The organism is Roseobacter sp. HKCC-CH-9351, assembly GCF_037830295.1.
Classification (GTDB): Bacteria; Pseudomonadota; Alphaproteobacteria; order Rhodobacterales; family Rhodobacteraceae; genus M30B80.
Window position 1 is genome coordinate 98,517 of sequence record NZ_JBBLYM010000003.1, and the last position, 13,337, is coordinate 111,853.

Consider the following 13,337-nt stretch of genomic DNA (forward strand, 5'->3'; position numbering starts at 1 on the left):
CCGCCTATTCTGCGGCACCCTTTATCTGATGACGCGGCAGCCTGATTTCAAATACCGCACCGCCTGTGTCGCTGTTGCGTGCGCGCAAGCGGCCCCCAAAATCAGTGACAATGCCCGAAGAAATCGCAAGGCCAAGCCCCACCCCTTCGCCGGGCTTCTTGGTGGTGTAAAACGGCTCGAAGAGTTGATCTAAATCTTCGATCCCTGCCCCGTTGTCACGCACCGAGAGAACCGCCTCATCCCCTTCGGCCAAAAGGATTTCAATGCGCCGCGTCTCTTGGCCTTTCATCGCATCAAGGGCGTTGCGCAACAGATTGATGATCACCTGTTCCAGCCGCACGATATCGCCCAAGATCATCACAGGCTGGTTGGGGATGATTTGTGCAATTTCCACCTTCATCTGCCGCATTTGCGGCTCTATCATGGTCATCGCGCCTGTGACCGCATCGCGCAGATCAACGGGGGCAAAACTGTCGCCGCCTTTGCGGGCATAGGATTTGAGCTGCCGCGTGATCGTCCCCATACGTTCAATCAGATCGTCAATGCGCTGAAAGGAGGACATCGCCTCATCAGGGCGGCGGCGCTGCAACAGCAATTTCGCCCCTGCCAGATAGGTTTTCATGGCCGCAAGCGGTTGGTTCAACTCATGGCTGACAGCAGCGGACATTTCCCCCAGAGCGGCCAATTTCTGGCTCTGCGCTAGCGACAATTCGGCCTGCTCCAAGTCGCGCTGCGCTTTTTCGCGCTCGGCAATCTCGCGGCTGAGACGATCATTCAAGCGGCGCAATTCCGCACTTTCGCGTTGAAACACGGCCGTTTGCAACCGCGCGCGGCGCGACAACAGGTAAAACGCACCCGCAAGCACAAGGGCAAAGCCCATTGTCAAAAGGGCCAATACCCCGTTCACCCGCTCACGCACCGAGGCATAGGCAGTGTAGGACACGATTTCCCACCCGCGAAAAGGCATATCTTGGGCAAGGCGCAGCGTGTCATCGCCAAACACATAACCCTCCTCGCCAAAGGCCCAATCTCCCGCATTCTCAATGGCGCGGCGAATGGCCGATGGGGCATCTTGGCGGGCCAAGGCATCCGCCTCAATCAAGCCACGCCAACGGGGTTCGGTTGCCAAAATGATCTCGCCCGACCCTTGGGTGATGAACACAGCCTCGGATGCCCCGCGCCATTGTTCGACCACACGCGCCAAGTTCACCTCGACCATGATCACGCCTAAAAGCTGATTGTTATCAGTGATATGGCGCGAAAAGGTAAAGTCATACCGCCCAGTGGCAGGTTCGTTTGAGGTAAAGACCGTATCTGCGCTGCGCACCGCTTGCACAAAAAAAGGCTCGCTTGCGCGCAATTCCCCAAGCCGCGCGCGGTCGGTCGCAGCAACAACACGGCCCGAGCGGTTCAGCAGCACAAAAGAGGCCGCCCCGATTTCATCCAAATACGAAATCAGACGTTGTGAGGTGGCCGTAAATTCCCCCTCGCGCAGCGCGGTGATGAGGACAGGGTCGCGCGATAACAACAGCGGCACGACAGAGCTGCGCTGTAGCTCTGACATGATCGTGCCAGAATAGAGCGCCAATCGAATTTCTGCGCGGTTGCGGGTGCTTTCGGTCAGGCGCTCGGTCAAAAACAAGTTTGTCGCCCAGATCGTGACGATAAAGCCCACCAAGAACAGCGCCAAGAACAGGCGTAAAACCCAAACGCCACTTAGGCGTGGTAAGGCAAGCAAGCGGCGGGGTTCAAGAGTGGGACGTGTGTTTAGGCTCATGGCGCAAACCTACGCGTGCCCTGCAGGCCAGACAAGAAGATTAGATCACGCTTGCGCGATGTCTTGCCGATGGCAGAGCCGCGCTAGGCCGCAACCAAGGCCTGTGCCAAACCAGCAAAAACGCCCGCACCATCCGTGCCGCCATGCAATGGCTCGCAGGCGCGCTCGGGATGCGGCATCATTCCCAAAACGCGGCGGTTTTCTGATAGGATGCCTGCAATATCCTCGACCGCGCCATTGGGGTTTTCGACATAGCGAAATGCCACCCGCCCCTCGCCGTTCAAGCGCGCAAGCGTCTCTGCATCGGCTTGATAATTTCCCTCATGATGCGCGATTGGCACCTCGATCACAGCGCCCTGTTCATAGGCGGTGGTGAAGGTGCTTTGCGTGTTTTCCACGCGCAACCCAACCGTTTTGCAAATATAGCGGGTCGACATATTTTGCAGCAGCGCACCGGGCAGCAATTTGGTTTCCGTCAAAATTTGGAACCCGTTGCAAACCCCAAACACATACCCGCCCCGATCCGCATGGGATTTTAACGCGCCTGAAATGGGCGATTGCGCCGCAATCGCGCCGCAACGCAAATAATCGCCATAAGAAAACCCGCCCGGAACACCGACCAAATCCACCCCTTCAGGCAGTTTGGTGCCCTTGTGCCAGACCATATCCACGGAAAAGCCCGCCTGTTCAAAGGCGCGCTTCAGATCGCGGTCACAATTCGATCCGGGAAACACAAGAACGGCGGCTTTCATCTTTGCGGGTTCCTTTCGTCAGGACGTAAAATCAGTGATGACCGCCACACCGGGCGGTGTTGGGCCATTAAATGCGGCAAGCTCGGCCCCTGTTTGCGAAAGCGGGATTTCCCGCGCAATCAGGGGGGACATATCCACCCGTCCCGCCTCGATCAGACCCAACAGGCTTGGATACCGCCAGGAGGGCATGCCGCGCGTTCCGTAAAGGGCCAGATTGCGCATATAGACCGTGTTCATATCAATCTGCATCTGGGCCGTATGCCCAACGGGCATGCCCACCTGCACATGACGTCCCAAGGGGCGCAAACATCCAATAGAGCCTGCAACCGTGGCCTCGATCCCGAGGGCCTCGATGCTGACATGCGCGCCGCCCTTGGTGATTTCGATGATCTTGGCCGCGACATCGCCATTACGGGCGTTCACCCCTGCATCAATGCCCAAAGACAGGGCATGGTCGATCTTTTCTTGCACGACATCTACGACAACCACAAAAGCCCCAAGCGCCTTGGCCAAAATCGCGGCGGAAAGGCCAATGCCGCCCGTGCCATGCACCGCGACCCATTCCCCCGCCTGCACGGCCGCGCGCCCCGTCAGCGCGTGCCATGATGTGGTCACACGACACCCTAGCCCCGCCGCAACAGTCGGTGACAGAGTTTCGGGCAAGCGCGCAAGATTATGATCAAAGGGAACGGCGACATATTCGGCAAAGGCGCCCGGCTCAGTAAAGCCCGGCAAGCGTTGATTGGGGCAGGTATGACCCGCGCCCGATTGACAGGTCGGGCAAGAGCCGCAGGAGAGAATAAAGGGGGCAACCAAACGATCCCCCTTTTTATAGGTGGCGCGCGGTCCTGCTTCGATCACTTCGCCACAATATTCATGCCCGCCGATTTGACCGGGTTTGATGCGTGGGTGTTCCCCCACCCAACCATGCCAGTCAGAGCGACAAACGCCACAAGCCAGAACTTTGAGGATCACCCCGTCTTCGGGGCATTCAGGGTCTGACACAGTCTCAATCGACAGGTCTTTGTTATATTCACGCAGGATGGCAGCACGCATCGACAAACCCCTTTAGCTGATCGCGATTTGGTAGCTTTCGATCACAGTATTGGCCAAAAGCTTTTCGCACATCTCGCGGATTTGGTCTTCGGTTGTGCCATCGGCCAGATCAAGTTCGATCACTTTACCCTGACGCACACCCGAAACACCCTCAAAGCCCAAAGCGCCCAGCGCATGGCGCACCGCCTCGCCTTGTGGATCAAGAACCCCCTGCTTCAACATCACGGTCACGGTTGCGCGCATTACTTTTGCCTTTCTGTCTACGTTCTATCTGCGAAGCGGGGCTTCGCTTAATTCACCAATGTCGGGCCTGACACCGTGCCCTGATCAGGCAAAACGCCAAGGCGCTTGGCCACCTCGGTATAGGCATCTGCCAAATCGCCCAAATCACGGCGGAAGACGTCTTTGTCCAACTTCTGGCCCGTTTTCATATCCCACAGGCGGCAGCTATCGGGGCTGATTTCATCGGCCACGATCAGGCGCATATAATCGCCCTCCCAAATGCGGCCAATTTCGATTTTGAAATCCACCAATTTGATGCCGACACCCATCATCAGGCCAGACAGGAAATCATTCACCCTCAAGCCCAAGGCGACCATATCGTCCAAATCTTGCTGACTGGCCCAGCCAAAAGCAATGACATGTTCTTCAGCCACCAAAGGATCGCCCAGCGCGTCATCCTTGTAGTAAAATTCAACAATCGGGCGCGGCAGGGCTGTGCCCTCCTCAATCCCCAATCGCTTGGAAATCGAACCCGCAGCGACATTGCGGATCACCACCTCAAGCGGGATGATCTCAACGCTGCGGATCAGCTGTTCGCGCATATTCAGGCGGCGAATGAAATGGGTTGGAACGCCAATTCCATTCAGACCCGACATGAAAAATTCGGACAGACGATTGTTCAACACGCCTTTGCCGTCAATCGTGGCGCGCTTTTCCGCATTAAAGGCGGTCGCGTCATCCTTGAAATATTGCACCAATGTGCCTGGCTCGGGGCCTTCATATAGGATTTTCGCCTTGCCTTCGTAGATTTTTTTGCGCCGTGCCATGATGTCTCCAATCCCTGATCTGCGGGAGGCAGGTGGTGGTCTCAGATCGGGGGCGTGCTGCAACGCTGCATCTGGCCCAAACCAATGCCGCGCCCCGCTCTCTCTTGTCCGCGCAATAGACCAAAGCGCGCTGTGTCGCAAGTTGGATTGCCAATCACCGCTTGCGGCCAAAACCCTGCTAAGGCTATCACAGGGATAAACCGCAAGCTCACCGCCCAAGGAGACAGATTAATGAGCACATTTGACGACCGTGAACGCGCATTCGAAGTAAAATTCGCGCATGATGAAGAAACGAAATTCAAGCTTGAAGCGCGCCGCAACAAACTGGTGGGCCTATGGGCCGCAGGAATCTTGGGCAAAACGGGCGATGAGGCCGAGGCCTATGCAAAAGAGGTGATCCGCGCTGATTTCGAAGAAGCAGGCCACGAGGATGTCATCGGCAAGCTGAAGGCGGATTTGGGCGATAAAGTTTCGGAAGATGAGCTGCGCGCAAAATTTGACGCGCTCTTGATCGAGGCCAAGACCCAATTGGTGAACGAGAATTAATCACCACCCCCGCCCCAATTCTGCGCACCCCGTGCATCTGTTGCGCGGGGTGTTTCTTTTTTGACCTCGCAGATTTTTCATAAAGATCATGTGGATTTTCGGGCTTGCATCATTACTCCAGAGGGGCCATGTCGCAGCTGATGTGACACAAGGAATTTAATTATGTCGAACCGTTTGCAGACCCTTTTGGAAACCCGCGATTGGCTGATGGCCGATGGCGCAACGGGCACGACCCTCTTCAACATGGGGCTGCAATCGGGCGATGCGCCAGAATTGTGGAACGAAAATCACCCTGACCGCATTGCCGAACTCTATCGCGGGGCCGTCAATGCGGGTTCCGATATCTTCTTGACCAATTCCTTTGGTGGCACGCGCGCACGGCTGAAATTGCATGATGCCCAAGATCATGCCTTTGACCTAAATCGAATTGCCGCAGAGATTGGCCGCGAAGTCGCTGATGCCTCTGGCCGCGAGGTGGTCGTTGCAGGGTCCATGGGGCCAACGGGTGAGATCATGGTGCCAATGGGGCCTTTGACCCACGAGGCCGCCGTGGAGATGTTCCATGAACAGGCCGAAGGGCTTAAGGCAGGCGGTGCGGATGTATGTTGGGTTGAGACGATCTCAGCCCCCGAAGAATACGCCGCCGCAGCCGAAGCTTGCAAACTAGCAGGTATGCCATGGTGCGGCACCATGAGCTTTGACACGGCAGGGCGCACGATGATGGGTGTCACCTCCGCCGCGATGTCGGATTTGGTTGAGAAACTGGATCACAAACCTTTGGCCTATGGTGCAAATTGCGGTGTTGGGGCCTCGGATTTGATGCGCACGGTTCTGGGCTTTCGCGCCTCGGGCAACGAGCGCCCCGTGATTGCCAAGGGCAATGCAGGCATCCCCAAATACGTTGATGGCCATATCCATTACGATGGCACCCCCGAGTTGATGGCCCGTTACGCGGTTCTGGCCCGCGATGCAGGGGCCAAGATCATCGGGGGCTGTTGCGGCACCCAACCTGTCCATCTTGCGGCAATGCGCAAGGCGCTGGAAGAGACCCCGCGCGGCGCGGTTCCAAGCCTTGAACAGATCGCCGAAGCATTGGGCGGCTTTTCCTCAGGATCGGATGGCACGGATGGCAATGGCCCGCAGCGCCGCGAGCGCACAGGCCGCCGCCGCAGCTAATTTGGTATGCAATCGCATGGGCAAAGGTCGCCTGCGGCGGTCGTGATGTCGTAAATTTGCGCGTCTGGTGGCGCAAAGAGCTTAGGTAATCGTTCAAACGCTATCGGCTGAGTGCCGCTTCAGGAGACGCTCGAGATGTCTGACGAAAATGATGAAATCATCCTCTCAGAACTGGACGATGACGAACTTGTCCAACAAATGTTCGATGACCTCTACGATGGTCTAAAAGAAGAAATCGAAGAGGCGGTTAACATTCTGCTTGAGCGCGGATGGGCCCCCTACGACATCCTGACCAAGGCCTTGGTGGGTGGTATGACCATTGTGGGTCACGATTTCCGTGACGGCATTTTGTTTGTGCCTGAGGTTCTGATGGCCGCAAACGCAATGAAAGGTGGCATGGCCATCCTTAAGCCGCTTTTGGCGGAAACAGGCGCCCCCCGTATCGGCAAAATGGTGATTGGCACGGTAAAGGGCGATATCCATGATATCGGCAAGAACCTCGTCACCATGATGATGGAAGGCGCAGGTTTTGAAGTGGTTGACCTTGGCATCAACAACGCGGTCGAAGCCTATCTTGAAGCCTTGGAAAAAGAGACCCCCGACATTCTGGGGATGTCCGCACTTTTGACAACGACCATGCCCTATATGAAGGTCGTGATCGACACGATGAAAGAGCAAGGCATCCGCGATGATTACATCGTGTTGGTCGGTGGCGCACCTTTGAACGAAGAATTTGGCCGCGCGATTGGCGCAGACGCTTATTGCCGTGACGCGGCCGTGGCCGTGGAAACCGCCAAGGAGTTCGTTCTGCGCAAACACAACCAAATGGCCGCGCATTAAGCGATTATGACAAAGCCCGCCCTGCATCTGCCAGATGACGACACGTTACGCGATAGCGGCGTTTCAGCATCTGGCAGGGGGCGGGTTTTGCTTTTGGCCTGCGGGGCTTTGGCGCATGAGGTTTTGGCGATCAAGGCGGCCAATGGGTTTGACCATCTCGACCTGCAATGCCTGCCCGCCATTCTGCACAATCGCCCCGAATTGATCCCTGACGCGGTTGAAGCTGCGGTCACGCGGGTGCGTGGGGATTACGATAGTATCTATGTGCTTTATGCCGATTGCGGCACAGGCGGGGCTTTGGCCGCGCGCTGCGCCGCGCTTGGCGTTGAAATGCTCGAAGGCCCACATTGCTACAGCTTTTTCGAGGGCAATGCCCGCTTTGAAGACTTGGGCGAGGTCACTGCCTTTTACCTGACGGATTTCCTTACCCGTCAGTTTGACGCTTTTGTCACCCGCCCTCTTGGCCTCGATAAACACCCCGAATTGCGGGATATCTATTTTGGCAATTACGAAAAGCTGGTTTATCAGGCGCAGACAGATAACGCTGCCCTAACCGAAAAAGCCAAGGCCTGTGCCGATTTTCTCGGCCTTGCTTTTGAACGCCGCTTTACGGGCTATGGTGATCTTGAAACGGCCCTGAAAAAATGGGGGGATTAACCCCGCGCTTCTGCCGCCAATAGGTGGATGCGTTCGACCATGGCCCGCAACCCGTTTGAGCGCTGCGCGGAGAGGTGGTCATTCAACCCTAACCGCGCCAATTCTGCCCGTGGATCAACCGCCAGAACCTCGGCAATGCTCAGGCCCGCATAAAGCGCGTGCAAAACCGCAATCAAGCCGCGCACAATCATCGCGTCACTTTCACCTTGAAAGTCGAACCGCGCCTCTGGCCCCTGCCCTTCGATCCGCGGCATGATCCAGACCTGCGAGGCGCAACCATCCACCTTGGTGGCGAGAACGCGCATCGCCTCGGGTAAGGGCTCCATCGCTTTGCCCAATTCGATCACATGGCGATAGCGGTCTTCCCAATCGTCCAAAAATTCGAATGTGTCTGCGATTTCCTCAAAGCGTTCGCTGGCCATTCTGCCCTCATCCTTTTGTCACCTCCCCCTGACCTAAAGCGCAGCCCCCCATTCGTCCAGAGGCGCTTTTCAAAACCGCCCTGATAGGGTAGCACTCAAAGAGTGATGCTTTGCCAAGAGGGGCCAATATGCTGCGCACTGCCATTTTTGCTGCGATGATCTTGGGGCTTGCGGGATGTTCCACGCGGCTGAACCCCTTCAACTGGTTCGGAAATGACCGCCAAGAGCAGCGGATCGAGGTTGTGCAGGTCGATGAATTTGTCGATCCACGCCCACTTGTCGCAGATGTCATCTCGCTTGAAGCGGATCAAGTTGACGGCGGCGCCATCATCCGCGCCGTAGGACGCACAGAACGTCAAGGATATTGGGAGGCCGAACTGGTCGAGATTTCCAATGAGGACGGGCTCATGCTGTTCGAATTCCGCGTGGTTCCCCCGCGGGATGACACGGCAGAAGGTGCGCCGCGGACTCGCGAAATTCTGGTCGGCACGTTCCGCAGCGCGAATGAACTGCGCGGTGTCACACGGATCAGCGTGCATGGGGCCAATAATCGCCGCACAGTGTCGCGTTAAAGTTCGAACAAAACCACTTTGCTGCCTTTGACACCAAGGCCCACTTCGCCTTGAACAAGGCGCAATGCGTCCTCGCCAAAGACCTTGCCGCGCCAACCTTTGCGCCACAGGCCATCCAAATGGCCAGAAGCGATATTGTCCAAATCCGCGCTGGACGCGATCAGCTTTTGTGCAACGCCCGCCTCATCGGCCTTGGCCTTGAGCAAGACACGCAGCAAATCCGCCAAGGCAGGGTTAAGGTCGCTGCGATCTGGCCCATTTGGCAATTTCGGGAATTTTTCGGGCGGCGTGTCCATGCCGCGATTGACCGCCGCAATAATACCTTCCGCAATATCGCCCCGCCGCGCCTCGCGCAGCAATAGGCGCGATTTCGACAAATCCGCCAAAGAGAGCGGCTTGGTCGAGGCCAATTCCATCAAGGCATCATCCTTGAAGACGCGCGAGCGCGGGATGTTACGTTCCTGCGCATAGGCCTCGCGGAATGTGGCCAATTCGCGCACAACCGCCAAAAGCCTTCCCGAGCTTGAGCGCATTTTGATCCGCATCCACGCGTGATCTGGATTTACGATATAGCTGTCCGCATTGGTCAGCTGCGCCAATTCTTCCTCCATCCATGCACTGCGCCCAGATCGGGCCAGTTGCGCGGAAAGATATTCATAAATCTGGCGCAGATGCGTGACATCGGCCAAGGCATAGGTTTTTTGCGCATCGGATAGAGGACGCCGCGACCAATCGGTAAAGCGTGAGGATTTATCAAGCGCGGCCTTGGCAATTTTGCGCACCAAAGTTTCATATCCCACTTGATCGCCAAATCCGCAGACCATTGCGGCAACTTGCGTATCAAAGAGTGGCGCAGGCACGAGCCCGCCCTCGACATGAAAGATCTCGAGATCCTGCCGCGCAGCATGGAACACCTTGACCACATCAGGATTGCGGAACAGCTCATAAAGCGGCTCAAGCGACATGCCTTCGGCCAGCGGGTCAACCAAAACCGCGCCACTGTCATCCGTGCCCGGCATCGCCAATTGAACAAGACACAGCTGCGCGTAATAGGTGCGCTCGCGCAGGAATTCGGTGTCAACGGTCACATAAGGGTGCTGTGCGGCGGCCTCGCAAAATTCGGCCAATTCGGAAGTGGTTGTCAGCGTCTTCGGCAAGGGCGTTACTTCTTCAATTTTTCCGCGATACACGGGTTTACGAAAAGGCGCAGGAAAAGGAAAGCCCCCCTCTAGATCAGGGCTCAGCATCCTCAAAGATCAGCGGGCTGCGATCCCCCGCAGCAAAGCGGCGTAACACGGCAGGGTAAAGGCGATGCTCCTGCACCAAAACCCGCGCGGCCAAGGTTTCGGGCGCATCCCCTGCCACCACTGGGACGCGTGCCTGCCCCAAGATCGGGCCATCATCCAAATCCGCGGTCACCTCATGCACTGTGCAGCCTGCGATATCATCCCCCGCCTCAATCGCGCGGGCATGGGTATGCAGGCCGCGATATTTGGGCAATAGCGAGGGATGAATATTCAGCATCCGCCCCTGATAGCGGGCCACAAATTCAGCCGTCAAAACCCGCATAAAACCCGCAAGCGCGATGATATCAGGCTGATATTGGTCAAGCCCCTTGGCCATCTCAGCCTCAAAGGCCGCGCGATCAGCCCCAAAAGGTTTGTGATCCACCACCACTGTTGGCACGCCTGCAGCCTCTGCCTTGGCCAGACCGCCCGCATCAGGGATATTCGACAAAACCACACAGGCCCGCGCAGGGTGATCCCCCGTCATTGACTTGAGCAGTTCCACCATATTGGAACCGCCCCCTGAAATCAGGATGGCGACCCGTTTCACGAAAGCGCGCCCTCATAGGTCACGCCAGAGCCCGCCTCAACCACGCCAAGCCGTGTCACGGTTTCACCCGCAGCCACCAAGAGCCGCGCAATGGCATCGGCCTCAGCCGCATCGACTACCACGCACATCCCAATCCCTGCGTTAAAGGTCTTGAGCATCTCGCGCGTCTCTATCCCGCCTGTTTCGGCCAACCACTGGAACACGGGTGGCAGACCCCAAGCGCCCAAATCAATCCGCGCGCCAAGCCCCTGAGGCAGGACACGGGGCAGGTTCTCGGTCAAACCACCGCCCGTGATATGGGCCAACCCATGCACCCCGCCTGCGCGGATCGCCTCAAGAATAGGCTTCACATAAAGCCGTGTTGGGGCCAAAAGCGTGGCGCCAAGGCTTGTCTCAGGGGCGAAGGGCGCGGGGTCAGACCATGCCAGACCCGACACATCAACAATGCGGCGCACCAAAGAATAGCCGTTTGAATGCACCCCATCGGAGGCCAAGCCAAGGATCACATCGCCCGCCGTGACATTGGCAGGCAGGCTTGCGCCACGCTCCATCGCGCCAACGGCAAAGCCCGCAAGGTCGAAATCGCCTGCGTCATACATACCAGGCATTTCGGCGGTTTCCCCCCCAACCAAAGCACAGCCCGATTGCGCACAGCCCTCGGCAATCCCTTCGATGATCCGCGCAGCCTGATCCACCGCCAATTTGCCCGTGGCAAAATAGTCAAGGAAGAACAAAGGCTCCGCCCCTTGGCAGACCAGATCATTCACGCACATCGCCACCAGATCAATGCCGATGGTGTCCACCGCGCCCGTATCAATCGCGATGCGCAGCTTGGTGCCAACCCCATCGGTGGCGGCGACCAAAATCGGGTCATGATATCCTGCGGCCTTGAGATCAAACAAAGCCCCAAAACCGCCCAGTCCCGACATCGTCCCCGCCCGCGCAGTTGCGGCAGCGGCAGGTTTGATCCGATCAACAAGCGCATTGCCCGCATCAATATCAACACCCGCTTGGGCATAGGTGAGACTGTTTTTGGGCGCTTGCGCATCTGCGGGCATTGATCGGGCCTTTCCTCAGGGGGCGTGATTTTCCGCCCTGATACCGATCTTCGCAGCCTTCGTCCATAAGCGAGTGATCCAATACTTGACCCCCTCGCGTTGGCGCAGTAACCCAAGCCCTACGGGGGCCTGTAGCTCAATTGGTTAGAGCAGAGCGCTCATAACGCTTTGGTTGCGGGTTCAAGTCCTGCCGGGCCTACCATTTCCCCCCAGCACGGCTATCGCGGCAGAATAATGTCTGCCTTTAATCCGCCCAGATCGGCGCTTTGCCCCAAAGTCAGCCGCCCACCATGCCGCCGTGCGATATCTTGCGCAATTGCCAAACCCAATCCAACGCCCGAACCGCGATTTTGGTTTCGCGCCACATCCAACCGCACGAAGGGGCGCATCGCCTCCTCGCGCTGATCTGCGGGGATGCCTGGCCCGTCATCTTCCACAGAAATGCGCCATTGACGCGGCGTAAGCGACAAGGTCACACGCGCCTCGCTGCCATATCGCTGCGCGTTTGAAATCAAATTGCCAAGCGCACGACGCAGCGCCGCAGGTCGGAATGTGGCCGTATAATCCTGAAGAATCCCACTGTTCGAAGAATGGGCAAAGCTGATCTGCGCCCCTAACCGCGTGGCATCTGAGACAATCTCACGCAGGAATTTATCAATATCCAATTCCGCCAAATCATCCAATGCATCGCCACGGGCGAAATCAAGAAACGCCTCGAGCAGGGTTTCCATCTCCTCGACATCACGGCGCAGGGCCGTCACATCTTCGCTTTCCTCCATGACACTGAGACCCAATTTCATCCGCGTCAGCGGGGTGCGCAAATCGTGACTGACACCTGAGAGCATCATGGTGCGCTGCTCGATCTGGTTTTCGATACGATTGCGCATATCGAGGAAGGCGCGGCCCGCACTGCGCACCTCCAATGCCCCTGCGGGGCTGTAATCCACGATACGGCCTTTGCCGAAATCCTCAGCCGCCCGCGCCAAGCGGCGAATGGGGCGCATTTGGTTGCGCAGAAAGAGAAACGCCACAGTGGTCATCAAAATGCCCGTAAACACCATCAAGACCAACAATTGATGCGGGTTCGAGGCCGATACACGCCGCCGTGCAATCTCGGCATCCACGCGCGTGCCATCGGCAAGACGCAGCCCGATCATCACTTTGCTATCATCGGTGATCAAATCAATCCATGTCACCTCAGGCACCGCACGGCGCAAAACCTCAATCACACTGCGCCCCGATAGGTCATAAAAGGCGCGCGCCTCCAGTCCGTCGCCCTCAAATGGCTTGTCCCCACTCTCAAAAAGGCTGATCTCAAGCGGGGCGGCCACACTGCGACCTGCCCAAATCCCACCGCGCTCAATCTCTTGGATGATAAAGCGCAGCTCAACCGCCAACCCCTCCATCATCTGACGCGTCACCCCGTCAAAATGGCGCTGCAAAAACGCCGCAGAAACCACAAGCTGGATCGTCAAAATCGGCACAAGCATGATCAGCGCAGCCCGCCCATAAAGGCCGCGTGGCAGCATTTTCTTGATCAATCGCGTAAACATAGGCCATCTATAGCCGCGGCCCGCGCAAAGCGCCAAAGGAAAA

16 protein-coding genes and 1 tRNA gene are annotated in these 13,337 nt (G+C 57.3%); 6 read left to right on the top strand and 11 right to left on the bottom strand.

The features are described 5' to 3' along the window. Nucleotides 1–4: 4 nt before the first annotated feature. The 6 genes from AAC632_RS11700 to AAC632_RS11725 form a co-directional block, all read right to left on the bottom strand. Nucleotides 5–1,777: an ATP-binding protein gene (locus tag AAC632_RS11700; protein ID WP_340299060.1), complete on the bottom strand. Its 1,773-nt coding sequence runs from the start codon at nt 1,775–1,777 to the stop codon at nt 5–7. An 83-nt stretch (nt 1,778–1,860) separates the two neighbouring features. Further along, a complete protein-coding gene (gene purQ, locus AAC632_RS11705; protein WP_340299062.1) occupies nt 1,861–2,529 on the bottom strand; it encodes a phosphoribosylformylglycinamidine synthase subunit PurQ in 669 nt (222 codons plus the stop codon). An 18-nt stretch (nt 2,530–2,547) separates the two neighbouring features. Further along, entirely contained in the window at nt 2,548–3,585 is a 1,038-nt protein-coding gene (locus AAC632_RS11710) for a zinc-binding dehydrogenase (RefSeq protein ID WP_340299065.1), read from the bottom strand. Nucleotides 3,586–3,597: 12 nt separating this feature from the next. Next, on the bottom strand, nt 3,598–3,828 hold the full coding sequence (gene purS, locus AAC632_RS11715) for a phosphoribosylformylglycinamidine synthase subunit PurS (RefSeq protein ID WP_317655037.1): 231 nt from the start codon (nt 3,826–3,828) through the stop codon (nt 3,598–3,600). 47 nt (nt 3,829–3,875) lie between these two features. Then, nucleotides 3,876–4,634 carry a phosphoribosylaminoimidazolesuccinocarboxamide synthase gene (gene purC, locus AAC632_RS11720; protein WP_340299066.1) on the bottom strand — a complete coding sequence of 253 codons (759 nt, stop codon included), beginning with the start codon at nt 4,632–4,634 and terminating at the stop codon, nt 3,876–3,878. 41 nt (nt 4,635–4,675) lie between these two features. After that, nucleotides 4,676–4,840 (bottom strand): hypothetical protein, encoded by a 165-nt coding sequence (locus AAC632_RS11725; protein ID WP_340299067.1) that lies wholly within the window; start codon nt 4,838–4,840, stop codon nt 4,676–4,678. A 25-nt stretch (nt 4,841–4,865) separates the two neighbouring features. On the opposite strand from AAC632_RS11725, the gene AAC632_RS11730 reads away from it, so the two are divergent. The 4 genes from AAC632_RS11730 to AAC632_RS11745 all read left to right on the top strand — a co-directional run bounded on the left by AAC632_RS11730 (nt 4,866) and on the right by AAC632_RS11745 (nt 7,853). Beyond that, nucleotides 4,866–5,180: a DUF1476 domain-containing protein gene (locus tag AAC632_RS11730; protein WP_340299068.1), complete on the top strand. Its 315-nt coding sequence runs from the start codon at nt 4,866–4,868 to the stop codon at nt 5,178–5,180. 162 nt (nt 5,181–5,342) lie between these two features. Next, the gene (gene bmt, locus AAC632_RS11735) at nt 5,343–6,356 is read left to right on the top strand and encodes a betaine--homocysteine S-methyltransferase (protein ID WP_340299070.1); all 1,014 of its coding nucleotides are present in this window, start codon (nt 5,343–5,345) and stop codon (nt 6,354–6,356) included. A gap of 135 nt (nt 6,357–6,491) precedes the next feature. Beyond that, nucleotides 6,492–7,196 carry a corrinoid protein gene (locus AAC632_RS11740; protein ID WP_317655041.1) on the top strand — a complete coding sequence of 235 codons (705 nt, stop codon included), beginning with the start codon at nt 6,492–6,494 and terminating at the stop codon, nt 7,194–7,196. A 6-nt stretch (nt 7,197–7,202) separates the two neighbouring features. Beyond that, a complete protein-coding gene (locus tag AAC632_RS11745; RefSeq protein WP_340299071.1) occupies nt 7,203–7,853 on the top strand; it encodes a DUF1638 domain-containing protein in 651 nt (216 codons plus the stop codon). Here the strand turns inward: AAC632_RS11745 and AAC632_RS11750 are convergent. Further along, complete coding sequence (locus AAC632_RS11750) at nt 7,850–8,275, bottom strand: SufE family protein (protein ID WP_340299073.1); 426 nt, start codon at nt 8,273–8,275, stop codon at nt 7,850–7,852. The genes AAC632_RS11745 and AAC632_RS11750 overlap by 4 nt on opposite strands. A gap of 128 nt (nt 8,276–8,403) precedes the next feature. Here AAC632_RS11750 and AAC632_RS11755 point away from each other — a divergent pair, with 128 nt between their 5' ends. Next, nucleotides 8,404–8,847 (top strand): hypothetical protein, encoded by a 444-nt coding sequence (locus AAC632_RS11755; protein ID WP_340299075.1) that lies wholly within the window; start codon nt 8,404–8,406, stop codon nt 8,845–8,847. Here the strand turns inward: AAC632_RS11755 and rnd are convergent. From rnd to purM, 3 genes are all read right to left on the bottom strand, one after another. Continuing rightward, on the bottom strand, nt 8,844–10,004 hold the full coding sequence (gene rnd / locus AAC632_RS11760) for a ribonuclease D (RefSeq protein WP_340299076.1): 1,161 nt from the start codon (nt 10,002–10,004) through the stop codon (nt 8,844–8,846). The genes AAC632_RS11755 and rnd overlap by 4 nt on opposite strands. Nucleotides 10,005–10,080: 76 nt before the next feature. After that, nucleotides 10,081–10,683, bottom strand: coding sequence for a phosphoribosylglycinamide formyltransferase (gene purN / locus AAC632_RS11765; protein WP_340299078.1), 603 nt, complete (start codon nt 10,681–10,683; stop codon nt 10,081–10,083). After that, nucleotides 10,680–11,741, bottom strand: a complete 1,062-nt coding sequence (purM, locus tag AAC632_RS11770; RefSeq protein ID WP_340299080.1) for a phosphoribosylformylglycinamidine cyclo-ligase — start codon at nt 11,739–11,741, stop codon at nt 10,680–10,682. Before purM ends, purN begins: the two co-directional genes overlap by 4 nt. 125 nt (nt 11,742–11,866) lie before the next feature. Here purM and AAC632_RS11775 point away from each other — a divergent pair. Next, a tRNA-Ile gene (locus AAC632_RS11775) sits at nt 11,867–11,943 on the top strand. Nucleotides 11,944–11,959: 16 nt separating this feature from the next. Here the strand turns inward: AAC632_RS11775 and AAC632_RS11780 are convergent. After that, nucleotides 11,960–13,294 carry an ATP-binding protein gene (locus tag AAC632_RS11780; RefSeq protein WP_340299153.1) on the bottom strand — a complete coding sequence of 445 codons (1,335 nt, stop codon included), beginning with the start codon at nt 13,292–13,294 and terminating at the stop codon, nt 11,960–11,962. Between the last annotated feature and the right edge of the window lie 43 nt (nt 13,295–13,337).